Origin of the sequence: uncultured Cloacibacillus sp., from assembly GCF_963926575.1 — a bacterium.
Classification (GTDB): domain Bacteria; phylum Synergistota; class Synergistia; order Synergistales; family Synergistaceae; genus Caccocola; species Caccocola faecigallinarum.
This window is the reverse complement of record NZ_CAWUXW010000003.1, coordinates 618,801-642,364: the sequence shown is the minus strand read 5'-3', so window position 1 is coordinate 642,364 and position 23,564 is coordinate 618,801. Positions and strand designations below refer to the sequence as shown.

The window sequence follows — 23,564 nt, the reverse complement described above, 5'->3', positions numbered from 1 at the left end:
GTTGACATGGTAATGCCGCTATGTCATACTATCGCAGCAATAAAGTTGACAAAGGGGGATGGCGAATGACGGACGCGGGAAACAGGAGCAGAGACATGGCGCTCGTCGCGCTTTTCGCGGCGCTTGTAGCTGTGGGGGCCTTCATCAGGATTCCCGTCCCCGTCGTGCCTTTCACGCTGCAATTTCTGTTTACGAACCTCGCGGGGCTTCTGCTCGGCGCGAAGCGCGGCGCGGCGGCCGCCGGCGTCTACATGGCGGCGGGGCTTATCGGCGTTCCCGTATTCACGCAGGGCGGCGGCCCGTGGTACGTGCTGAACCCGACCTTCGGCTACCTCGCAGGCTTTGCGGCGGGCGCGTGGTGCGCTGGGAAAATCTCGCGGCTGCGCGCGCGCAGGAGCTTTCGTCTTCTTCTCGCCGCGAGCTTCGCGAACATCGCGGTAGTCTACCTTTTCGGCATAGTCTACTACTGGTTCGCCGCGTCGTACTTCGCCGGCTCGCACGTCGCCGTGTCCGCGCTTTTGCTCTACGGCGTCGCGCTCGCCGCGCCGGGCGATATTGCGCTCTGCTTCGTATCGGCGGCGCTCGCGGCGAAAATTCTCCCACGCATCGGAGGCGGCGGTCTGTAATGAAAATCGAAGAGCTCAAAGAAAAAATCCTATCTGGCGGCAGCGTGACGAGAGAAGAGGCGCTCGCACTCGAAAGCGCTGACGTAGAAGAGCTTTCGCGCGCCGCCGACGAAATACGCCGTCGCTTCGCTGGCGGGGGCTTCGACGCATGCACGATAATCAACGCGAAGAGCGGACGCTGCACGGAAAACTGCAAATTCTGCGCGCAGTCGGCGGCCTACCGCTCCGGCGCGAAGGAATATTCGCTGATAAGCGCGGAAGAAGCGCTGCGCGAGGCGCAATACAACGAGGAACGCGGCATCGCGCGCGTCGCGCTGGTCACCTCCGGCAGAAGGCTCGGCGCGGCCGAGGTCGACAAGGTCTGCGAGATTTACGCGGCTCTGCGCGAAAAATGCGGCATCAGCCTCTGCGCCTCGCACGGCCTGCTCGCTTACGATGATTTCGTAAAACTTTGTGCTGCGGGCGTGACGCGCATCCACAACAACCTCGAAACCTCGCGCCGCAACTTCCCGAACGTCTGCACGACGCACAGCTACGACGACAAAATCTCCGCGATAAAGGCCGCGATGCGCGCGGGGCTCGACGTTTGCAGCGGCGGCATAATCGGCATGGGCGAGAGCTTCGCCGACCGCGCCGACATGGCCTTCGAGCTGCGCGCGCTCGGCGTGAAATCCGTCCCGCTCAACGTGCTGAACCCTATTCCGGGCACGCCCTACGAAAAATTGCCGCGGCTCACAGACGACGGCGTGCGTCGTGCCGCGGCGCTCTTCCGCTTCATCCTGCCCGACGCGGCGATACGCATGGCGGGCGGGCGCGGATTGCTCGCCGACAAGGGGCGCGCCGTCTTCCGCTCGGGCGCGAACGCCGCGATATCGGGCGACATGCTGACCACCGCGGGAATATCCGCCGAGGAGGACATGAGAATGATAAAAGAACTCGGATACGAGGTGAAAAGGCCGTGAGCCGCGCAGTATTCATAACGGCGACCGGCACGGATGTCGGAAAGACCTACGTGACTGCGCTCATCGTGAAGCGGCTGCGCGAGGCGGGAATCAACGCGGGCTACTACAAGGCGGCGCTCAGCGGGGCGGAGGAGCGCGGCGGCAAACTCGTCCCCGGCGACGCGGATTTCGTCGCGCGCGCAAGCGGCATGACTGAGCCGCCCGAGAGCCTAGTCTCCTATGTTTACAAAAATCCGCTGTCGCCGCACCTCGCGGCGCAAATCGAAGGCAATCCGCCGGAGCTCGACGCGATAAAGCGCGACTTCGCCCGCGCGCTTAAAAAATACGACTATCTCTGCGTCGAAGGCTGCGGCGGAATCGTATGCCCGATACGCTGGGACGAGCGGAAAATCATGCTCGAAGACATAATCAAAGCCTGCGGACTTTCGGTCATAATCGTGTCGCCTTCCGGCCTCGGCTCGATAAATTCCGCGGTTTTGACCGTCGAACACGCGCGCGCCGCGGGGATAGAAGTCCGCGGAATAATCATGAACGGATACGACGAAACGCAGCTCATGCACAGGGACAACAAATATATGATAGAGCGGATCACGGGCGTCCAAGTCGCGACATGCGTAAAACAGGGAGACACGGAGCTGGACATTCCCGTTGAGGGACTTTGCGGACTTTTCAAGGAGGCGGCGAATTGACGCTTGAAGAGAGAGATTTGCGGCACATCTGGCATCCGTGCTCGCAGATGAAAGATTATGAGGAGCTGCCGCCGATTCCGATAGCGCGCGGGAGCGGTGTCCGCCTATACGACGTTTACGGCAAAGAGTACATCGACATAGTCAGCTCATGGTGGTGCAACCTGCTCGGCCACTGCAACCCAGCGATAAACGATGCGATAAAGGCGCAGCTAGACCGCCTTGAGCACGTGATATTCGCGAACTTCACGCACGAGCCCGCGATACGGCTCTGCGAGGAGCTTTCCGAAATCGTGCCGCGCGGCCTGACGAAATTCAACTTCTCCGACAACGGCTCCGCCTCCGTCGAATGCGCGCTCAAGATGGCCTTCCAGTACCAGCACCAGACGGGACATCCCGAGAAGACGAAATTCATCTGCCTCTCGGACGGATACCACGGCGAGACGATAGGCGCGCTCTCCGTCGGCTGCCTCGACCTCTACGCGAAGATATACAAGCCGATGCTGATGGATGTGGAGCGCATCCAGGCTCCGGACTGCTACCGCTGCCCCTGCGGCAGGGAGCGCGGAAACTGCTCGGTCGAGTGCTTCGCCTTCGCGGAGCGGCTCTTTGAGGAGCACGCCGCCGAATGCTGCGCAGTGATAGTCGAGCCGCTGCTTCAGGGCAGCGCGGGCATGAGGATATATCCCGCCGAATATTTGACGAAGCTGCGCGCGCTCTGCGACGAGCACAACGTCCTGCTCATAGCCGACGAAATTGCGACCGGCTTCGGACGCACCGGAAAGATGTTCGCCTTCGACCACGCGGGCGTCAGCCCCGACATCATGTGCATATCGAAGGGGTTGACCGGCGGCTATATGCCGATGGCGATAACCGTCGTGACCGACAAAATTTACGACGCATTCTACGCCGGTTACAGCGAGGGCAAAGCCTTCATGCACAGCCATACATACAGCGGCAACCCGCTCGGCTGCGCCGCTGCGCTCGCCGTACAGAAGATATTGCGCGAGGACAAAATAATAGAAAAAGCCGCGCCGCGCGCGAAATACCTGAACGCGCTGTTGAACGAGACCTTCGCCGCGCACCCGAACGTGGGAGAGATAAGGCACATTGGCCTCATCAACGCAATCGAGCTGGTGGAGGATAAAAAGATGAAAAAAGCCTTCGACGGCAAAAAGCGCCTCGGCTACGCCGTCTACAAAGAAGCGCTCAAACGCGGCCTGATCCTGCGCCCGCTCGGCGACGTAATATACTTCAACCCGCCGCTGATAATAAACGAACAGGAGATAGACGAAGCAGTAAGCCGCGCGAAAGTGGCGTTCGACGCGGTAGTGGGGTAGCGGCAGCGTAAACGCTGCCGCCTTTAGTATTGAGTATAGACAAGGATGTTGGCCCGCCGAATATACAAAAAAGGGAATCCGATTAAGAAATCGAATTCCCTTTTTAAGGCCATAAAAATGGCGGTCCTAACGAGATTCGAACTCGTGTCGCCGCCTTGAAAGGGCGGTGTCCTAGGCCTCTGGACGATAGGACCGCAAGTGGTGAATCGCCCGGGACTTGAACCCGGGACACCCGGATTAAAAGTCCGGTGCTCTGCCAACTGAGCTAGCGATTCACTCGCACATCACGAGGAGATATTCTACAGCATTTTATGATTTTGTCAACGGGTTAATTTCCATTGCTCATTACTTTTTACAATGCTCTGTTGGGCGACGTGGCGAGGTGCGGAACTTAATTTGAAGAAAACGAACTAAACCGGTCAAAATAGGGCGGTGGTTTAGTTCGGTGTGTTCGCTATGATAGAATGGCAGAAGCGATAAAAATCGGAAGAGAAAGCAGAGTATGTAATCTTCGGCGGGACGAGAGGATAAATTTTATTTTGCAAAGGGGATGGGGCAGTGGATATATCTTCTATGATTTCTGATAAAGTGCGCGCGATTCCGGTTCCTGAAATGGCGGCGTTTTTTAATCTTCCGCCGGACGTTATCTCGCTTGGATTGGGCGAGCCGGGGTTTTCTACATCTTCGGTGGTCGGGGACGGCGCGATCGACGCCATTCGGTCGGGGAAGACTTTTTATCCTCCGAGCAACGGCTATGCGGAGCTTAAGGAGAAGATATCGGAGTATCTTGACGAGCGTTTCGGAATCTCCTATTCGAGCGGCGAGGTGTTGATTACGCCGGGGTCGTCGCTCGGCCTCGACGATACTATAAGGGCTTTCGTCTCTGACGGCGACGAGGTGCTTCTGCCGAAGCCGGCCTACGGCTTTTACGCGACGCTGGTGCGCCTTTCGGGCGGCGTGCCGGTTTTCGTCCCTACATACGAAAAGAACGGATGGGCGCTCGACGCCGCGGACGTTGCGGCCGCGATAACGCCGCGGACGAAGCTGCTGATTCTCAATTATCCGAACAACCCGACTGGTAGCGTTATGTCCGACGCGCAGTTCGCGAAGATAGCCGGCGTCATACGTGAGAAGGATATCATTGTGATTTCGGACGAGGTTTACGCCGAATTCGTCTACGATGGAGAGCACTGCACCATTCTAAGCCAGCCGGGAATGCGCGAGCGCACGGTATTCATTTCCGGTTTTTCGAAGTCTATGGCGATGACGGGGTGGCGTCTCGGCTACCTCTGCGCGCCGAAGGAGCTGCTCGCGCCGATAGCGATGATCAACGCGGCGACGGTGATGTGCGCTCCGGGGGTGGCGCAGTATGCGGCGCTGCGCGGGCTGGAGCAGGGGCGCTGCGAGATTGCGCGTATGGCGGAGGAGTACCGCGCGCGGCGCGACTACATCTGTGAGCGCGCGCACAGGCTCGGCTGGCGGTGCAGCCCTCCGAGCGGCGCGTTCTACCTCTGGGCCGACGTGTCGCCGTCGGGCTGGACGGCGGAGGAGCTGGTGCATACGCTTATCAGGGAATGCAAGGTGGCGCTGATGCCGGGGACTATCTTCGGCGACGATTACACGAACTTCGTCAGGATAACGTATTCGTACGACATGGAGACTATCAAAGAAGCGATGAACAGGATTGAAGCCTTTCTCTCGCGGCGCTCGGAAATTTCCAGAGAGGCGTGAGCGGGCGGCAAATATAAAAAATCCAAACGGCGGGAAACATGCTAAAATTGTTGCCCGCCGTTTTTGTATGTTTGGAGCGGGCGCGAAGGAGGAGAAGCTATGGATTTTAACGTTCATGAATGGTGCGCGGAATTTCTGCGGAAGCTGGAGGATGCTTTCGGCGGCGGCCTCGTATTCGTCGGTCTCCAGGGCAGCCGCGGACGCGGAGAGGCTTCGGAGGAGAGCGACGTGGACCTCGTAGTCGTGCTGAAGGAGCTCGCGCCGCGAGAGCTCGGCCTTTACGCCGATGCCGTCGCCTCAATGCCGTTCGCCGAAAAAGCGTGCGGATTTATCTGCGGCGAGGAAGAGCTGCGCGCGTGGAGCGCGTCGGAATTGTTTCTGCTCTACCACGACACTGCGCCGCTTTACGGTTCGCTTGACTTCATCGTCCCGCTCATAGGCGAGGACGCGGCGGAGAAGGCGCTCAAGGACGGCGCATGCGCGATATACCACGGCTGCTGCCACAACAGGCTTTACGAAAAGAGCATGGATATCCTCGGCGCGCTCTATAAATCGGCGTTTTTCGTCATGCGCGTGAAACGCTGGTGCGAGACGGGACGCTTCGTCAAAAAGCTGAGCGAGCTTGCGCTTGAGACTGAGGGCGAGGACAAGGAGATTTTGTCGGCTTTCGCGGACTTCCGCGCCGGACGCACGAAAGAAGACGATTTCGTCAAATTGTTAGACGCGCTCATAAAATGGAGCGCCGGCGTGATACGCCGCAGCTGACGCCGCGCGGAATTTCAGCCTATATTATCCGTTTGCTTCATATAGTAGGTCAGGGAAGGGCAGTGATAAATCTTTGCCTTTTCTTGACCTTTTTGTTGTAATAGAGTAAAATACGCGCAATGGTACAGAATGAAAACGTTCTGTTAAACGGAAGCGAGCGGAATCAAGCCTAAAATTTGCGGCGGGCCGAAAAAGAAGCGGCGGAGAATCTCGCAGGGCGGAAACTGTCGAAGGCACGCTCGCCGACGGTAACGACAGTCAGAAGCTGTGTTTTGTAATTTGTAAAATGCGCGGCCCGTGCGGGCCGAATTTTTGAAACGGAGTGAGCGCGGTGGCGTCGTCAAGTCTTACGAGAAAGATAGAGGAATACATCGGTCATCTTCTTGAAGAGAACGGAGGCGGAACGATTCTTCTCCGGCGGAAAGACCTCGCCGAATATTTCGAATGCGTGCCGAGCCAGATAAATTACGTGCTCAGAAGCCGCTTCGCGCCCGAGAACGGATTCATCGTGGAGAGCCAGCGCGGCGGCCACGGCTACATCCGCGTCGTGCAGCTGACCTTCAAGAACTGCGACGAAGAGGCCGTCCATCTGGAGGACCTGGTCGGAAACAAAATTTCCGAGCAGGATTCGCGGCGGCTGCTGATGAACCTCCAGAACAGGAAGATGCTTTCCCCGCGCGAGCGCCTCATCATAGAGGTCGCGCTGCGCGATCAGGAGGAAAACGGGAAAAATCTCTACGACATATCTATACATAAAAGAGAAATAATGAGAGCGTCATTGCTTAAAAAATTGCTGACAAGCCTTGCGCTCAGTTAGGAGGCGGGTTATATGCTGTGTGAACGATGCGGCACGAGGCATGCCGACATACATCTCGTCAAGGTCGTGAACGGGGAGCGCCGCGTGCAGCACCTTTGCAGGGAGTGCGCGGGAGAGTTTCTCAGCACGAACGACGTGACTAATCTTATGAAATTGTCATTATCGGTCGAAGGGCTGATGGGTATAGACGAAGCTTTCAGAGAGCTGGTGATGCCGGCGTTGCGCGGCGCCTATGCTCAAAAGAAAAGCGCCAAGCATATCTGCCCGCACTGCGGCGGAGTCCTGCCGGATTCTATGTTCGAGCGCAGGGACGCGGAAGATAAGGAGACGGCCCGGCCCGACGCCGCCGAAGATAAAGTCATGACCGCCGAGGAAGAGATGGCGGCGCTCGAAAAGAAAATGCTCGAAGCGGTAAAGGCGGAGGATTACGAATACGCCGCGAAGCTCCGCGACAGGATAAGCGAGCTGAAAAATTCCCACGATACGAACGGAGAACAGAATATATAGATGTGGCAGGATTTCACGGAACGCGGAAAGCGCGTATTCCAGATAGCGCATAAAGAGGCCCTGCGGATGGGCCACGACGTCATAGGGACGGAGCACGTGCTGCTCGCGCTGCTCTACGACAACGACACGATAATTTCGCGCGTGCTGATGTACCACAGGACGTCGCCGGAGGCCCTCGTCAGCGAGATAGAGCGCAATGCCGGCGTCGGTACGCCATACGAGGAGGAGCGCGACCTGCCGACGAGCCAGCGCGTGAAGGTCGTCATGGACCTTGCGATGCGCGAGGCGCGGCGTATGGGCATGAATTATATCGGGACGGAGCACATATTCCTCGCCATCCTCGCGGAACGCGAGGGCATGGCGGCGCAGGTGCTCGCCTCTCACGGAATGACGCTCCAGGGCTGCCGCGCGCTCATCGCCGAGCTGCGCGAGGGCGGCCGCACCGTCGGCTCCGGCGCTCCGAAGGAGCCGCGCCGCAGCGAACAGAGCGCGAAGCGCGAAGCGCCGTCGAACACGCCGATAACGGACCAGTTGGCGACGGACCTTACGAAGCTTGCCGCGAAGGGCGAGCTTGACCCCGTAATAGGGCGCGCGAAGGAAATTCAGCGCGTCGTTCAGATACTCTCTCGCCGCACTAAAAACAATCCCGTGCTTATAGGCGAGCCCGGCGTCGGCAAAACCGCGGTCGCCGAAGGCCTCGCGCAGAGGATATTCTCCGGCGACATCCCGGAGGTACTCAAGGGCAAGCGCGTCATGCAGCTCAACGTCGCGAACCTCGTCGCTGGAACGAAATACCGCGGCGAGTTCGAGGAGCGTATGCGGCGGCTCGTAAAGGAGATACGCGAGACGAAGGGGATAATCCTCTTCATAGACGAGATACACACGATAGTCGGCGCGGGCGGAGCCGAGGGCGCGGTGGACGCGGCGAACATTTTGAAGCCGAGCCTCGCGCGCGGCGAATTCCAGGTAATCGGCGCGACTACGATAAACGAATACCGCAAGTACATAGAGAAGGACGCGGCGCTTGAGCGGCGCTTCCAGCCCGTGCAGGTGGACGAGCCATCGGTCGAGGAGACGGTGCTGATACTCAAGGGGCTGCGCGAAAGATACGAGCAGCACCACCGCGTGCGCATAACCGACGCTGCGCTCGAAGCGGCGGCGTCGCTCTCGAAACGCTATGTCACCGACAGATTCCTCCCCGACAAGGCGATAGACCTCATAGACGAAGCCTCGGCGCGCGCGCGCATAAAGACGCTCGAAGCGCCGGACGAGCTCAAAGCCCTCGAAAGAAGCATCGACGACCTCCGCAAGGAAAAAGAAGAGGCCGCCGCGGCGCAGGAGTTCGAGAAAGCCGCCTACCTGCGCGACGAGGAGCGCAAGGCGAAGGAGCAGAGCGAGCAGTGGCGCAAAGAATGGACGGAGAAACAGAACAAAATCCAGCCTGAAATCACAGCCGAGGCGATAGCCGAAATAGTAGCCGAAAGCACCGGAATTCCCGTGACGCAGCTCACGGAGGAGGAAAGCCGCCGCCTGCTGCGAATGGAGGAGGAGCTGAGAAAGCGCGTCGTCGGGCAGGACGAGGCGCTCCACGCCGTAGCGCGCGCCGTGCGCCGCGCGAGAAGCGGAATGAAGGACCCGAAGCGCCCCGTCGGCAGCTTCCTCTTCCTCGGTCCGACCGGCGTCGGAAAGACGGAGCTCGCGCGGTCGCTCGCGGAATTCCTCTTCGGCAGCGAAGAGGCGATGATACGGATAGACATGAGCGAATACATGGAGCGCCACGAGGCGGCGAAGCTCATAGGCGCGCCGCCCGGGTATGTCGGATTCGAGGAGGGCGGCAAGCTGACGGAGGCTATACGCCGCCGCCCGTACTCCGTCGTGCTCTTCGACGAAATAGAAAAGGCGCATCCCGACGTCTTCAACGTCATGCTCCAGCTCCTGGAGGACGGGCGGCTGACGGACGGCAAGGGCCACGTCAGCGACTTCCGCAACTGCGTCGTGATAATGACGAGCAACGTCGGCGTGACGGAGAACATGCGCACGCGTGCGCTCGGCTTCGGCGGAGCGGAGGAGGCCGCGGCGGCGGACAGGCGCAAAATGCGCGAGACCGTCACGGAGGCGGCGCGCAAGGCCTTCCGTCCGGAGTTCCTCAACAGGATAGACGAAATACTCGTATTCGACCCGCTCGGCAAGGACGAGCTGATCCGCATCGTCGATATAATGCTCGGCGAGGTGGAACAGCGCGCGCGCGAAAACGGCGTCGAGATAGCGGCGGACGAGAGCGCGAAAAAATTCATACTCGACAAGGGCTACGATCCGAAGTACGGCGCGCGCCCGCTGCGCAGGACGATACAGCGCATGGTCGAGGACGAAATCTCGAACCGGCTGCTCGAAGGCGAGCTCAGCGCCGGCGACAGGATAAAAGTCTCGTCGGACGGAGAAAAGCTCGAATTTACGAAAATTTAACGGCGCGGCACAAAATGCGCGAAGAATCCGGGGAGGCCCACCTTCTCGGATTCTTTTTTTTATGCTAGCATATCCGCGTCAAAAGACTAATTGCACATCGAGGGGGATTCTTTATGTTTGGAAAGAAAAAAATCGCCGCGGCGGTAATGGCCGCCTTCTGCGTCACGGCCTTCGCCGCCTCCGGCTTCGCCGAGGAACAGAGCGAGACGCCGGAAGCGAAGACTGTCGTTGCGGTAGGCAATGAAACTCTGAGCGACAGGGAGATGCTCCAGCTTCTCCAGAGCTCCGCAAACGGCAACATCATGATGGTCGGCCTCATGCTCACGCAGTCGACGCTCGCCGACAGAACCGAGATGGCGAACCAGATGGCGGACACGATGCTCTTCGCCGAGGGCGCGCGCCTCGACGGACTGACGGAGCGCGAGGACATCGCCTTCAAGCTGAAATGGCAGAGGATACAGCTGCTCGTCGAGGCGTACATCAACGAGCGCAGCCAGAAATGGGACATGAGCGAAAAGGCGATGAAGGACTACTACAATTCGCACAAGGACGAGTTCGTGCAGGCCGAGGGCGCGCACGTGCGCCACATCCTGACCAACACGGAGAGCGGAGCCACCGACGCGATACTCGATATTTATAAAAACAAAGACTTCGTCAAGACCGCCGCGAAATTCAGCCGCGACACGACGACCGCCGCGCGCGGCGGAGACCTCGGCTGGGTCGAAAAGGGCATGATGCCGGAGCCGCTCGCATCGGAGATAGAAAAAGCGCAGCTCAAGTCGCTCTCCGCTCCCGTCAAGACCGACCTCGGCTGGCACGTCTTTGAAGTGCTCGAGCGCCGCCCCGCGAAGCAGCTTACGTTTGACGAGGCGCGCAACGAAGTGGCCCAGCGCCTCCAGATGTACTATATCGACGAAGACCTCAAGGCGCTTCGCGAAAAGCTCGGCGTCCAGGTGAACGAAGAAGCCCTCGAGAACCTTGCGGGAATCCCCGCCGCCCCGTCCGAGGAGCCGAAGCTTGAGCTCCCAGAGGAGAACGCCGCCCCCGCCTCGGGCGACGTGCCGCCGCAGGAAACCGAGCCTGCGCAGCAGGACGCGGCGAAGAAGTAACGAAACGCGGAAAATTTCTGAAACGCAAAGCCCGGCTGCGCATCGCGGCCGGGTTTTTTCGTTTGCCGCCCCGCGCGCGGCGCTTTGGTATAATAGGCGGCAGAACGACGGGAAGAGACGGAGGCGGAAATCTTGTCGGTTTTCACTGAAATCATGATGCGCACGCCGCTTGCAAACGGCGAAGCTCTCGCGGAATTTATTCTGAAAAACATGGCGACGATAGTGCTCGTCGTCTTTACGCTCGTCCTCTGGTGCTTCCTGGACAATTTTGTAAAGCGCGTGCTGCGCCACCTCTTCCGCCTCGCCGAAGAACGCGCGAAGCAGTCGATGCGCGGCAAGGACGAGACGCGCCGCGACATGGTTATATACAGGATGGCGACGCTGCGCCAGCTCACGACGCAGCTCGCGCGCGCCGCGCTCGGCCTCGCGATGTGCTTCGCGCTGCTCGCCTCAGTCGGCATCAACATACGCCCCGTCCTCGCCGGTATCGGAATCGCGGGACTAGGCATATCGCTCGCGGCCCAGAGCCTCATAAAAGACGTAATCAACGGCGTGCTCATAGTCGTCGAGGACCAGTACAACGTCAACGACTGGGTGCGCATCGGCAGCTACGAAGGAACGGTGGAGCTCTTCACGCTGCGCCTCACGCGGCTGCGCAGTCTCGAAGGCAACCTCATCATGATACCGAACAGTACGATACAGGACGTCATCAACTACACGAAGGACTGGTCGTACTCGGCGATCTACGTGACGATACCCTACGAAGCCGACTACCCGAAGGCGAAGGAGATAATGCTCGCGCTAGCGGAGGAGACCGTGAACAGCGGCGACCCGCAGATATACGGCCCCTATTCCTTCAGCGGAATCACGGACTACGTATCCGACGGCGTAAAATTCCGCTGCCTCATAAAAACCGCGCCCGGCTATCAGTGGAAGGTCGGCTACAAATTCCGCGAGGAGCTCCGCGCGCGCTACAACGCCGCTGGCATCAAGTTCGCCTATCCCGCCGTCAGCAACTACATCGGCTCGCAGCCGCTGCGCCCAGCCGCCGCGGCTTCAGCGCCGCAGCAGGGAAGCGGCGCGGAGGAGAAGCGCGGCTAGAAAATTTCACACAATCACGCAATTTCGGCGCGGCGAGGTCATGCCGCGCTTTTTTGATGCGTTCGCGCCGTCCAGCGCGCTCATGCTTTCGTGCCGGAAAGCGCTGCGGGCGCAACGCCGCGCGCTTTTTCAAGTTTTTAAGCTTTTTGGGAGCTTGCTTAAAGAATATAAGTCTGCATGAATCGCTTTGTATGCATACAGACAGACATCATAAAATCCCAAAACTCGAAAAATCCGCTCTGTCACTGAATAAATCCAGACTACAAAAATAATAGGTCTATAGTCTTAATTATGTTTACCGCTTTATATTTCAAAGCGTTGCGGATTGCCGTGCTAGAGGTTAATGTGTTGCGTAGTGGAATAAAGTGGCATAAAGTGGGGGTATTATAGATGTTGGTGGGAAGCTACAACCACAAGATCGACAGCAAGGGCAGAACAGTCCTGCCCGCCAAGTTCCGCGGGGAACTCGGCTCGTCGGTCGTGGCCACCATCGGAATAGACCGCTGCATCGCCCTTTATCCCGTACCGCGCTGGGAAGAGCTTCTCGAAAAGCTGAAAGACCTGTCCTCGTTCAAGAAAAAAGCCCGCGACTTCCGCCGCGTCCTCCTCTCGATGGCTACCGAACAGGAGATCGACGGAGCCGGGCGCATCCTCGTGCCGCAGATACTGCGCGACTACGCGGGCGCCGAGGTTGAGGTCACTTTGATCGGAGCCGAGGACCATCTTGAAATTTGGGACACGGCGAAATGGGAAGAGCACCGCGCGGAGGTTCTCGCAGATTTCAGCGACATGGCGGAGGAGCTTGAAGAGATATGAAAGAGCACACCTCCGTAATGCTTGACGAAGTTCTCGCCGCGGCCGCTTCTCTTGAGAAGCTGGACGTATTCGTCGACGCGACGCTCGGCCTCGCGGGCCACAGCTCGCGCGTACTCGAAGCGTTCCCGTCCGCGAAGCTCTACGGCTTCGACCAGGACGCCGAAGCGCGCGAGATAGCGGCCGAGCGCCTCGCCCCGTTCGCGGGAAGATGGACGATTGTAGCCGACAACTTCCGCCGCATGGCGGAGCTTGCGGACGAGCCGGATTTCGCTGGAGCGGACGCCGTGCTTTTCGACCTCGGGGTTTCCAATTTGCAGCTCACGGAGGCGGAGCGCGGATTTTCGTTCCAGAACGACGGCCCCCTCGACATGAGGATGAACGCTGATGCCGGAGCCGAAGGGCGGACGGCGGCGGACATTCTCGCCGAAGCGGACATCGCGGAGCTGACGGCCATATTCAAAGACTACGGCGAGGAGCGCTACGCCTTCCAGATAGCGAAGGGAATCGTCCGCAACCGCGAGCACGGCGGAACGCTGACGACGACGGCGGAGCTCGTGGAGCTCATAAGAAAAATACTTCCCGCGCCCGTGCAGCGCAAGATGGGCGGACACCCGGCGCGGCGCGTCTTCCAGGCGCTGCGGATAGCGGTGAACGACGAGATGGGCGCGCTCGACGAGGCGCTCGACGGCGCTCTTTCGATACTGAATCCGGGCGGGAAGATTATAGTCATCTCGTATCATTCGCTCGAGGATAGGATGGTGAAGCACCGGTTCCGAAAATGGAAGGACGACGGCGCGGGCGAGCCGAATCCGCGAAAGCCGCTTCTCCCGACGGAAGAGGAGACGGAGCTGAACCACAAGTCGCGGAGCGCGAAGATGCGGATATTCCAGAAATACGAAGAAGAAACTGACGAAGAGGAGGGACTGGACGATGCGCCGGAACGGGCATAAGCACGAGTGCGAGAGCAACAGACATTCTTCGCTGTTCGTACTGAGCTTCCTCTGCGTGTTTTTATGCGCGGCGGCGCTCGGCACGCTGCGCCTCTACGGGCTTTATCTCGAGCATCGTATTTCGGAGACCTCGGGACGCATCGAGGCCTGCCGCGAGGAAAACCTCGCGCTTTCGCGCCGCTACGCGCAGCTCCTTTCCCCCGCGAGGATATACAGCTACGCCCGCACGAATCTCGGGATGAACAACGCCGAGAACATCAAGGTCGTAAAAATAGAAAGCAGGGCCGTCATGATGGCCAACGCGGGGCTTGTTCCGGCGGCGGAGGCGAAGGGCGGCTTCATCGATAACCTGAATCCGTTCGTGAACAGGGCGCATGCCAAGGATTAAGCGTCCGCAGGATGACGGGCCGAGACGTTCACATTCTATATGGTTCGCCGTCGTCGCGGTGCTGTGCGTGCTCGCCGCGGGGACGGCGAAGGTTCAGCTCTGGCCCGACCGCCGCATAGTCCAGCAGTCGCAGAAGCAGTACTGGGCCAACGTCGCGGTCAGCGCCTCGCGCGGGCGCATCGAGGACAGGAACGGCATCCCGCTCGCGATTTCCGTGCCGACGACGAGCTTCTTCATCGACCCGAAATACTGGGACCCCGCGAGCGCGGACAAGCTCGCGCCGACCTTCGGCAAAGAGACGGTAAAAAAATTCTCGAGCCAGCTCCCCGGGCGCTTCCACTGGGTCGGACGCAATCTCCCCAAAGAGAAGGCCGACTCGCTCGAAGCTAAGAAAATTCCCGGACTTTACACGCTTTCCGAAAAACAGCGAATATACCCGCACGAGTCGCTCGCCTTTCACGTGCTCGGCTTCTGCGACATAGACGAATACGGACAGGCCGGCGTCGAGCTGGCCTGGAACCATATACTCTATTCGCCGCCGCGCACGCGCTTCCTTACGCGCGACTCGAAGGGCAAGACGATGGACATAATGGGCGGCAAGTCCGGCATAGTCAAGGACACGGCCGGCTCGATAAAGCTTACGATAGATTCAAGAATCCAGCAGATACTCGAATGGCGTCTCAGCGACGGCGCGAAGGCCGTGAACGCGGGATGGGCCGCGGGCGTCTGCGTGGACCCGTACAGCGGCGAGATAGTCGCGCTCGCAAGCTATCCGACGCTCAACCCCAACGACAGAAAAAATCTCTCCAACACGGACGCGGTGCGCAACAACGCGCTCGGCCGCGTATTCGAGCCGGGTTCAATATTCAAGCCCATCACCATGTCGATAGCGCTCGAAACGGGCGCGACGTCGCGCTCGACGACCTATAAATGCAAGGGTACGATGAAGCTCTTCGACAAAACCATGAGCGACGTCAACAAGCGCGCGCACGGCGTGCAGAACCTCGAACAGGTGCTGATGAACTCGTGCAATATCGGCATGTCGCTGATGTCGATGAACGTGCCGAAATACCAGGCCTACGGAATGCTGCGGCAGTTCGGATTCGGCGAGAAAAGCGAGGTCGAGATGGCGGGCGAGGAGGCCGGCCTCATAAAGGAGCCGGAGGAATGGCTCGGCACGGTGCCAGCGAACATATTCATCGGTCAGGGTATAGCGGTGACGCCGATACAGCAGGTGATGGCGATCGCGAGCATCGCGAACGGCGGCAAGCTGCTGAAGCCCTACGTCGTCGCCGAGGTGCGCGACAGCACCGGCAAGCTGATACATAAGGGCGAGCGCCGTGTGCGCTATCAGGTTATCTCAAAGGAGACCGCCGACTTCGTGCGGGGCGCGATGCGCCGCGTCGTCGCGGAGGGCGGCGGACGCCTCGCAAACAGCGACAGGACGGAGATAGCGGGCAAAACGGGCACGGCGCAGATAGCGCAGTCCGGAAAGTACACGAAGGGGCAGTACGTCGCCTCCTTCGTCGGATTCTGGCCCGCGGAGAAGCCGCGTTATGTTATGCTGATAAGCATAGGCGAGCCGAAAGGCAAGCAATATTACGGAGGGCAGGTAGCCGCTCCGGTATTTAAGAATATAGTGGAAGACGTCGTGCAGCTGTCAGACTGAGCTGCGGTTTGAGCATAAAACGCAAAAAGGAGATGCCGTTGATGAATTTCAGGAAACTCGTTCATATTCTGGATAAAAGCCCGCTAGACAAACACATCCATATCCCCGAGGGCTGCGACATAGATTCCGTGGAGCTTGAAGGGATGGTCTGCGACAGCCGCAAGGCCGCGCCGGGGCTTATGTTCGCGGCGGCGAAGGGAGACCACGCCGACGGCTACAATTTCATAGAACAGGCCGTCGCGAAGGGCGCGCCCGCTGTGCTCTGCGAGCGCGAGAGCGCCGCGCCCGTCCCGCAGATTATAACGCCAGACGTGCGCTCCGCGATGGGTTACGTCTGCTCGATGATACACGACGAGCCTTCGCGCAGGATGACGATGATAGCGGTGACCGGAACAAACGGAAAGACGACCTCGGCCTTCATGACTCAGGCGATACTGAACCACTGCGGAATAAAGACTGGGCTCGCGGGGACTGTCATATACGACGACGGCGCGGTCATAGAGGAGGCCGAGCACACTACGCCCGAGGGCGCGGACCTGCAGAACCTTTTCGCGCGCATGGTGAAGAACGGCTGCAAGGCCTGCGTCATGGAAGTTTCGTCGCATTCGCTCGTGCAGGGGCGCGTCAGCGGAACGGCCTACGACAGGGCCGGCTTCACGAATCTCACGATAGACCACCTCGACTTCCATAAAACTATGGAAAATTACTTCAACGCGAAAAAAATACTTTTCGAAAAATATATGAGAAACAACTGGCAGGGCTCCGTGAACATCGACGACGAATACGGGCGCAGGCTGCGCGACTTCCTCGGCAAGCGCGCGATAACCTACGCGATGCTCGACGAGAGCGCGGACTTCTTCGCATCGATAAAAAATTTCTCGCTCGACGGCCTCGACATTGAGATAAAGATGCCCGGCGCGGGCGGCGTTAAGGCGCTGAAGCTGCCGCTGCTCGGCGGCTACAACGTGCTGAACGCGCTCCAGGCGCTTTCGCTCGCATGGTCCGTCGGCGTATCTGCGAACTGCGCGCTCGACGCGCTTGCGCATATGCCGCAGGTTCCGGGGCGTCTCGAGCGCTACAAAATCGAGGGCGGCGGCACCTGCGTCATAGACTTCGCCCACACCTCGGACGGGCTGGAAAAGGTGCTGACCGCCGTAAGGCCGATATGCAAGGGCAGGCTCATCGCCGTCTTCGGCGCGGGCGGAGACCGCGACAGGACGAAGCGCCCCATCATGGGCGAGATAGCCTCACGGCTCGCCGACAACGTAATCGTAACGTCGGACAACCCGCGCACGGAGGAGCCGATGGCGATAATCTCCGAAATACTGCCCGGCGTGCAGAAGCACGACACGCCCTACAGCGTCACGCCGGACCGCCGCGAGGCGATCTACGAAGGGCTCGACATGGCCGGCGAGGACGACGTCGTCGTAATCGCGGGGCGCGGCCCGGAAACGAAGCAGATTTTGAAGGACGGGCCGATTCATCTCGTCGATAAGGAAGTCGTCGGCGACTGGTGCGCGCTGCGCGGAAGGAAGATACTGTAATGGCTTTCATGGTCTCCGACGCCGCCGCGGCCTGCGGCGGAATATCATACGGTCCGGAGGCGGAAGCAACGCGCGCGTGGAGATGCGACAGCCGCGAGGTGCGCGGGGGCGACGGCTTCGCCGCCATACGCGGGGCGAAGACCGACGGACATCTCTACATAAAGCAGGCGGCTGAGCAGGGCGCGCGCGTCGTCCTCGCGGAGCGCGAAGGGCTTGAAGGCGCGGGAATCCGCCCTGCGGATTTCCCCGGAGTCTCGTTCATCGTGACGGAGCGCCGCACGGAGGAGGCGCTCGCCCTCGCCGCCTCGGAGTACCTGCGCCGCGTCGCGCCGAAGGCTATCGCGATAACCGGCAGCGTCGGCAAGACGACTACGCGCGAGCTGACCGCCGCGGCTCTGGCCCAACGGTACAAGGTCCACAGCGCCGTGCGCAGCTTCAACACAATCATCGGCTGCGCGCTGACAGTTCTTTCTATGGCGGAAGAGACGGAGGCGCTAGTCCTCGAGCTCGGGACGAACCACTTCGGCGAAATAGCCGAGATGGTGAAATATTTCCCGCCGGAGACCGTGATAATAACCGAGGTGGCGCCAGCGCATCTGGAGGGCTTCGGCAGCGTTGAGGGCGTTCTGCGCGCGAAGCTCGAAATATGCGGAAGCGCTAAGCTTAAGAAAATCATCTTCAACTGCGACAACGCGCTGCTGCGCGAGGTAATGTCCCATAATTATGATAACGTTATAAAAATCGGCGTCGGGCGCGAAGCGGGCGCTGAAATTTTAATTGAAGAATGCCGCGTGACCTTGAGCGAAGGCGGCCCTTCGGCCTCCGTGCGCTGCCGCGAGGCGGGACGGGAAATTACGCTTTCCGCGCCGCTCTTCGGCGAGCAGCACGCGTACAACATGTGCTTCGCCCTCGCCGCGGCGGAGAGCTGCGGCGTGAGCGCGCAGGAGACGGCGCGCGGCTTCGCCTCCATGGCGCAGCTCGGCGGGCGCGGCCTCTGCCGCCGCACGGCGCGCGGCGTCTGGGTCATCGACGAGGCCTACAACGCGAACCCCGCCTCGATGCGCGCCGCGATACGAAACGCGCGCGTTGCGGCGGAGAGCCTCGGCCTGCGCAAATGCGCCGCGCTCGGAGGAATGCGCGAGCTTGGCGAGAGCGCGCCCGAGTGGCACCGCGAAATTCTCGAAGCCGCCGCCGGTTTCGACTCCGTCCTGCTGCTCGGAGAGGAATGGAGGGCATGCGGCGCGCAGGCGGCCCCAAACGTCAGGTTGTGCGAAACGCTTGACGAACTTGTTGCGCGCGCGCTGGAAGAAAGCGCGAAGGGCGGCCTCATCCTCGTCAAAGGCTCGAATTCCTACGGCTTGAAGAAAGCCGTCGTGGCTCTGACGGAGGAATAAAGATGCTTTTCGTCATATTTTTTCTGCTTTTCGTCTTTTTCGCCGAGATATTCCTCCAGAACTGGTGGATAAAGGTGATGCACAAGGAGAAGATAGAGCAGGTGACGAAGCTCTACGGCCCCGCGTGGCACGAGAAGACGAAGCTCGGCACGCCGACGATGGGCGGAGTTGTCTTCGCCGCAGTCGCGCTGCTCTGCGTGCCTGTGGTTATGCTGTGGATGTGGCAGAGCGGCGCGTTCTTATTCATTCCGAGGGAAGACAGTATTTTTGACTGGTGGCGTCTCTGCGCGACGCTGATCAATTCCGCCGCGATACTCTCATATCCGATTCTCGCGGGCGCGGTCGGCTTCGCCGACGAATGGCTGAAATACCGCCGCCACTCGAGCGACGGCTTCACAAGCAAGCAGAAGCTCGCGCTTCAGATACTTGTGACGCTGCCGTGGGCCGCGTGGATGTACTTCTATGTAGGCTATGCCGATATAGGCGTGATGCGCTCGTTCGTCGTATTCGTCGCGGTCGTGACCTTCATAGGCGTCGGCCTCCAGAACGCCGTCAACGTGACCGACGGCCTCGACGGCCTCGCCGCGGGCTGCTCGTTCATCACCTTCGTCGCGCTTCTGCCGCTGACTGCATTCTGCGCCGGTATGAGCACGTCGGCGGTGCTGTACAACCTTATGGCGATAGCGCTCTGCCTCGGCTTCCTCTGGCACAACTGCAACCCGGCCTCCGTTTTCATGGGCGACGTCGGCGCGCACTTCCTCGCGGGGCTCATGCTCTCACTCTGCATCTGCTCCGGCGCGGTCTTTTATATCATTCCCGTCTGCTTCTTCTTCGGCGTAGAAATTTGCTCCGTCGCGATACAGATCGTCGCGATACGCCGCTTCCACAGAAAGGTCTTCAAGATGAGCCCGATTCACCATCATTTCGAGATGTCGGGCTGGAAGGAGACGCAGATAGTTACGCGCTTCTGGATAATCCATCTGATAGGCGTCGTAATTTTGTGCATGGCCTATATTGTGTTCGCCTATTGATTTGAGCTATCATTACAAATTGGTGTTTTAATAAAGAAAGCTGCTGGTGATGTCAGATGTGTGAGGAATCGCAGATTCAGGGCAAAAGGATAACGGTCGTCGGAGCGGGCGTGAGCGGACGCGCGCTCGCTGAGCTCGCGGCGAAGCTCGGCGCGAAGGTCTTTGTCTCCGACGCGAAGGAGCTGCCCGAAGAGACGAAGAAGCTCTTCGAAAGCGCCGGAATAGATTACGAGTGCGGCGGTAACACGGAGCGCGCGCTCGAGGCCGACGAGGTGGTCGTCAGCTCGGGAATTTCGCCGAAGGCTCCGATTGTGGCGGAGGCCATAAAACGCGGCATGAGGGTGACGGGCGAGCTTGACTTCGTAAATCCCTACCTTTCGGGCATCGTCATCGGCGTGACGGGAAGCAACGGAAAGACCACTACGACCTCGATGATAGGCTATTTCCTTGAAAAGCTCGGATATTCCGTCATGACGGGCGGAAATATAGGCAACGCCGTCGCGCACGCGGCGGGGCGCGACTACGACTTCATCGTGCTGGAGCTCTCGAGCTTCCAGCTTTACTGGGCGCGCGAATTCATGTGCGACCTCGCGATAGTTACGAACCTCGCGCCCGACCATATAGACTGGCACGGCTCATACGAAAACTACGTGGCCTCGAAGGCCAACCTCATAAACTGCCTCGCGCCCGGCGGCGCGGCGATTTACCAGAAGCGCGACGAAGAGGCGCTGCATATCAAGGACGGCGTGGAGTGCTTCCCGCTCGCGTGGCACGAGGACGACCCGCACGCGCAGGGAATTTATCTCGACGAGCAGGTCGGCGCCGCGTGGATCAACGGCGGCGGCTGCCGCATGAAGCACAGGCTCTTCCTCTTCGACGACGTGAAGCTGCTCGGCAGGCACAACCTTGAGAACGCGGCCATGGCGGCGGGGGCGCTCGCGATATTCAACACGCCCGAGATAACGCCGGAGCTGATGGGTTCCTACGTGCCGCCGAAGCACCGCTGCGCCTTCGCCGGAAAGCTGCGCGGCGTGACCTTCGTCGACGACTCGAAGGGTACGAACGTCGCCGCCTCGATAACCGCGATGACCTCGCTGCCAGGCACGAAGGTTATGATACTCGGCGGACAGGGCAAGGGCGAGGAGTACGACCCTCTCGCGGAGGCCGTGAAAGAGAACGCCCGCGCCGCCGTCATACTCGGCACTGAAAAGGAAAAAATCGCCTCGGCGCTCGCCGCCGCGGGCTTTGAAAATTACAGCCTCGTAAAAGATATGGACGAAGCCGTCCGCGCGGCATGGAAGCTCGCGCAGGAGGGCGACACGGTGCTGCTTTCGCCGGCCTGCACAAGCTGGGATATGTACCCGAGCTACAAGGCGCGCGGCGAGGATTTCTGCCGCGTCGTTGAAGAGATAATCAAGTCGGAAGGCTAGCAGATGATTCCGCGCGGGCAGGAAGAGCCGAACGAACACAGATACAGGGCGAACCCCTTCATCTGGGTGATACCGCTCATACTGAGCGGCGTCGGCATCCTCATGATCACGTCGACGACGAGCCCGAACTCGTTCGTGCTGACCGGCACGCCGTTCCAGACGGGGCTGCGCCAGCTGCGCTGGCTCGCCATCGCGATGTTCGGCATGTTCTTCGTCTACTCCGTGCCCGTGCGTATATGGAAGCGCTTCTCCGCGCCGCTATACATAATGATGTGGCTGATGACGTGGCTGCCGCTGATTCCGGGAATCGGAGACGCGGCGGGCGGTGCGAGCCGCTGGATACGGCTTCCCGGCCTCGGCGTGTCGCTCCAGCCCGGCGAGCTTCTCGCGCTCGCTCTCGCGCTTCATATAGCGAAGCTGCTGACGCGCGACGGCGACCGCGATCCGCTGAAAACCTTCACGCGCGTGCTTATTCTGGTCGTCTTTACCTCTCTTCCGCTGCTCGCGCAGCCGGACCTCGGCACGACGATACTTATATTCACAGTAGCGATGGGGATGTACGTAGAGCGCATCGGCTGGCGCTATCCGCTGATAGCGGGAGGCTTCATCGGCGGCGTCGCCTTCCCGCTCTTGATACTGCTTGAGCCCTACCGCATGAGGCGCGTATTCGCCTTCCTCGACCCGTGGGCCGACCCGCTCAACAAGGGCTTTCAGGCTATTCAGGGGCTGATAGCCTTCGCGAACGGCGGCATGTGGGGCTCGGGGCTCGGCCACGGCTTTCAGAAGCTGAACTACCTTCCCGCCGCATACACAGACTTTATATACGCAGCGATAGGCGAGGAGCTCGGCTTCATCGGCACGGCCTGCGTGCTCGCGCTCTTCGGCTTCTGGATTTTGCAGACGCGCGCAGCATATTTCAGGACGCAGGACGATTTCAAGGCGTCGCTGATATGGGGGATAACGCTGACGGTGTTTCTGCCCTTCGTCATAAATATCGCGGGTGTTACGAAGATGATGCCGCTCAAGGGCATGGCCTTGCCCTTCATAAGCTACGGAGGAACGTCGCTCGTCACGATGTGGGCGCGCGTCGGGCTGATACTGAGGCTCGAAAAGGACAGCTACCTGGAGGATGAGGACGATGACCGCCGAATCGCGGCCTAAAAAGATAATACTCGCCGCGGGAGGCACGGGCGGCCATATATGGCCCGCGCTCTCCTTCGGCGAGTGGATAAATAAAAATCATGCGGAATGCGAGGTGCGGTACGTATGCGGCTCGCGTCCGCTTGAGCGCGAGATTTACGCGGCGGCGCAGGCGGAGCCCGTCGTGCTGCCCGTCGACGGCTCGCCGCTTGCGGGTCGCGGCATGGGGCAGAAGTTCGCGCGTATGCGCGCGCTGCTCGCCTCTTACGGCAAGGCGGCGTCGCTCGTAAAAGATTTCCGCCCGGATGCGGCGCTCGTCTTCGGCGGCTATCTTTCGCTGCCGGTCATAATGGCCTGCCGCCGCGCGGGCGTGCGCTGCGCGCTGCACGAGCAGAACGCGCGCGCCGGAAAGGTGACTCGCCTCGCGTCGAAGCTCGGGATGGAAATTTACAGCGGCTGGAGCGAATGCGAGCCGCTGCCGAATAAGAGATTTATCCGCACGGGCGTCCCCGTGCGCGATTTTGCGCTTCCCGCGCGCGGCGAAGCGTGGAAAAATTTAGGGCTGGAGGGCGAAGCTCCCGGCGGCCCCGTCGTCGTGGTGATGACGGGCTCGCTCGGCAGCCGCGCCGTGAAGGACGAGCTGTGCAGAGCGGCGGGGGAGGAAGCTTTCAAGAGCTGGACATTCGTATTCGCCGCGGTCGCGGACAAGATTGAGCGGCCTTCGGAAAACGTATGGCTGCTGCCCAAGGTCTGGGACGCCGCGCAGCTTTACGGCCTCGCGGACATGCTTGTGCTGCGCGCCGGAGGCTCGACGCTGACGGAAGCCGCGGTGCTCGGCCTGCCGGCGCTCGTCGTGCCGTGGATGCAGGCAGCGGACAACCACCAGTTTCACAACGCGCTCGCCTTTGCGGGCGAAAACGAAGGAATGATATGGACCGAGAACGACGGACACGAAGCGCTCGTCTCGTCGCTCGTCAGGTTGAACGGGATAAAGGGGAAAAATCACGACAGGGCGGGAGATTTGCGCGGACGCGGAGGGGCGATCTGCGAAAATCTGTGGAGCTTGCTCTTTCCCGCGGTATAGGCGAAGGGAGA

21 protein-coding genes and 2 tRNA genes are annotated in these 23,564 nt (G+C 60.1%); 21 read left to right on the top strand and 2 right to left on the bottom strand.

Going from position 1 to position 23,564, the window contains the following annotated elements; genetic code table 11:
• Positions 1–65 precede the first annotated feature (65 nt).
• From ABGT66_RS08190 to bioA, 4 genes are read left to right on the top strand one after another with little or no spacing between them, the layout of a single operon-like run.
• Complete coding sequence (locus tag ABGT66_RS08190; protein WP_346690056.1) at positions 66–626, top strand: biotin transporter BioY; 561 nt, start codon at positions 66–68, stop codon at positions 624–626.
• On the top strand, positions 626–1,588 hold the full coding sequence (bioB, locus tag ABGT66_RS08185) for a biotin synthase BioB (protein WP_346690054.1): 963 nt from the start codon (positions 626–628) through the stop codon (positions 1,586–1,588). The genes ABGT66_RS08190 and bioB overlap by 1 nt, the downstream gene beginning before the upstream one ends.
• The gene (bioD, locus tag ABGT66_RS08180) at positions 1,585–2,277 is read left to right on the top strand and encodes a dethiobiotin synthase (RefSeq protein WP_346690052.1); all 693 of its coding nucleotides are present in this window, start codon (positions 1,585–1,587) and stop codon (positions 2,275–2,277) included. The genes bioB and bioD overlap by 4 nt, the downstream gene beginning before the upstream one ends.
• A complete protein-coding gene (bioA, locus tag ABGT66_RS08175) occupies positions 2,274–3,614 on the top strand; it encodes an adenosylmethionine--8-amino-7-oxononanoate transaminase (protein ID WP_346690050.1) in 1,341 nt (446 codons plus the stop codon). The genes bioD and bioA overlap by 4 nt, the downstream gene beginning before the upstream one ends.
• Before the next feature lie 118 nt (positions 3,615–3,732).
• Here the strand turns inward: bioA and ABGT66_RS08170 are convergent.
• Both ABGT66_RS08170 and ABGT66_RS08165 read right to left on the bottom strand, forming a co-directional pair.
• Positions 3,733–3,808, bottom strand: a tRNA-Glu gene (locus ABGT66_RS08170).
• Between the two features lie 5 nt (positions 3,809–3,813).
• A tRNA-Lys gene (locus ABGT66_RS08165) sits at positions 3,814–3,889 on the bottom strand.
• A 298-nt stretch (positions 3,890–4,187) separates the two neighbouring features.
• On the opposite strand from ABGT66_RS08165, the gene ABGT66_RS08160 reads away from it, so the two are divergent.
• The 17 genes from ABGT66_RS08160 to ABGT66_RS08080 all read left to right on the top strand — a co-directional run bounded on the left by ABGT66_RS08160 (position 4,188) and on the right by ABGT66_RS08080 (position 23,553).
• Positions 4,188–5,345: an aminotransferase class I/II-fold pyridoxal phosphate-dependent enzyme gene (locus tag ABGT66_RS08160; protein WP_346690048.1), complete on the top strand. Its 1,158-nt coding sequence runs from the start codon at positions 4,188–4,190 to the stop codon at positions 5,343–5,345.
• Positions 5,346–5,444: 99 nt separating this feature from the next.
• A complete protein-coding gene (locus ABGT66_RS08155) occupies positions 5,445–6,110 on the top strand; it encodes a nucleotidyltransferase domain-containing protein (RefSeq protein ID WP_346690047.1) in 666 nt (221 codons plus the stop codon).
• A 331-nt stretch (positions 6,111–6,441) separates the two neighbouring features.
• Entirely contained in the window at positions 6,442–6,927 is a 486-nt protein-coding gene (locus ABGT66_RS08150) for a CtsR family transcriptional regulator (protein WP_346690045.1), read from the top strand.
• A 12-nt stretch (positions 6,928–6,939) separates the two neighbouring features.
• Positions 6,940–7,434: a UvrB/UvrC motif-containing protein gene (locus ABGT66_RS08145; protein WP_300264241.1), complete on the top strand. Its 495-nt coding sequence runs from the start codon at positions 6,940–6,942 to the stop codon at positions 7,432–7,434.
• Positions 7,435–9,897 carry an ATP-dependent Clp protease ATP-binding subunit gene (locus tag ABGT66_RS08140; protein WP_346690043.1) on the top strand — a complete coding sequence of 821 codons (2,463 nt, stop codon included), beginning with the start codon at positions 7,435–7,437 and terminating at the stop codon, positions 9,895–9,897. It abuts the gene before it with no gap.
• Between the two features lie 113 nt (positions 9,898–10,010).
• Positions 10,011–11,006 carry a peptidyl-prolyl cis-trans isomerase gene (locus ABGT66_RS08135; RefSeq protein ID WP_346690041.1) on the top strand — a complete coding sequence of 332 codons (996 nt, stop codon included), beginning with the start codon at positions 10,011–10,013 and terminating at the stop codon, positions 11,004–11,006.
• 132 nt (positions 11,007–11,138) lie between these two features.
• A complete protein-coding gene (locus ABGT66_RS08130; protein ID WP_346690039.1) occupies positions 11,139–12,107 on the top strand; it encodes a mechanosensitive ion channel family protein in 969 nt (322 codons plus the stop codon).
• A 390-nt stretch (positions 12,108–12,497) separates the two neighbouring features.
• The gene (gene mraZ, locus ABGT66_RS08125) at positions 12,498–12,923 is read left to right on the top strand and encodes a division/cell wall cluster transcriptional repressor MraZ (RefSeq protein ID WP_346690037.1); all 426 of its coding nucleotides are present in this window, start codon (positions 12,498–12,500) and stop codon (positions 12,921–12,923) included.
• Positions 12,920–13,873: a 16S rRNA (cytosine(1402)-N(4))-methyltransferase RsmH gene (rsmH, locus tag ABGT66_RS08120; RefSeq protein ID WP_346690035.1), complete on the top strand. Its 954-nt coding sequence runs from the start codon at positions 12,920–12,922 to the stop codon at positions 13,871–13,873. Before mraZ ends, rsmH begins: the two co-directional genes overlap by 4 nt.
• Complete coding sequence (locus tag ABGT66_RS08115; RefSeq protein WP_300264229.1) at positions 13,854–14,261, top strand: hypothetical protein; 408 nt, start codon at positions 13,854–13,856, stop codon at positions 14,259–14,261. Before rsmH ends, ABGT66_RS08115 begins: the two co-directional genes overlap by 20 nt.
• The gene (locus tag ABGT66_RS08110; protein WP_346690033.1) at positions 14,248–15,930 is read left to right on the top strand and encodes a penicillin-binding transpeptidase domain-containing protein; all 1,683 of its coding nucleotides are present in this window, start codon (positions 14,248–14,250) and stop codon (positions 15,928–15,930) included. The genes ABGT66_RS08115 and ABGT66_RS08110 overlap by 14 nt, the downstream gene beginning before the upstream one ends.
• Before the next feature lie 41 nt (positions 15,931–15,971).
• The gene (locus ABGT66_RS08105) at positions 15,972–17,474 is read left to right on the top strand and encodes a UDP-N-acetylmuramoyl-L-alanyl-D-glutamate--2,6-diaminopimelate ligase (protein WP_346690031.1); all 1,503 of its coding nucleotides are present in this window, start codon (positions 15,972–15,974) and stop codon (positions 17,472–17,474) included.
• On the top strand, positions 17,474–18,868 hold the full coding sequence (gene murF / locus ABGT66_RS08100; RefSeq protein WP_346690029.1) for a UDP-N-acetylmuramoyl-tripeptide--D-alanyl-D-alanine ligase: 1,395 nt from the start codon (positions 17,474–17,476) through the stop codon (positions 18,866–18,868). Before ABGT66_RS08105 ends, murF begins: the two co-directional genes overlap by 1 nt.
• A gap of 2 nt (positions 18,869–18,870) precedes the next feature.
• Complete coding sequence (locus tag ABGT66_RS08095; RefSeq protein ID WP_346690027.1) at positions 18,871–19,899, top strand: phospho-N-acetylmuramoyl-pentapeptide-transferase; 1,029 nt, start codon at positions 18,871–18,873, stop codon at positions 19,897–19,899.
• A 56-nt stretch (positions 19,900–19,955) separates the two neighbouring features.
• Positions 19,956–21,329 carry a UDP-N-acetylmuramoyl-L-alanine--D-glutamate ligase gene (gene murD / locus ABGT66_RS08090; RefSeq protein ID WP_346690025.1) on the top strand — a complete coding sequence of 458 codons (1,374 nt, stop codon included), beginning with the start codon at positions 19,956–19,958 and terminating at the stop codon, positions 21,327–21,329.
• Between the two features lie 3 nt (positions 21,330–21,332).
• Entirely contained in the window at positions 21,333–22,490 is a 1,158-nt protein-coding gene (locus ABGT66_RS08085; protein ID WP_346690024.1) for a putative peptidoglycan glycosyltransferase FtsW, read from the top strand.
• Positions 22,468–23,553 (top strand): UDP-N-acetylglucosamine--N-acetylmuramyl-(pentapeptide) pyrophosphoryl-undecaprenol N-acetylglucosamine transferase, encoded by a 1,086-nt coding sequence (locus tag ABGT66_RS08080; protein ID WP_346690022.1) that lies wholly within the window; start codon positions 22,468–22,470, stop codon positions 23,551–23,553. The genes ABGT66_RS08085 and ABGT66_RS08080 overlap by 23 nt, the downstream gene beginning before the upstream one ends.
• Positions 23,554–23,564 lie beyond the last annotated feature (11 nt).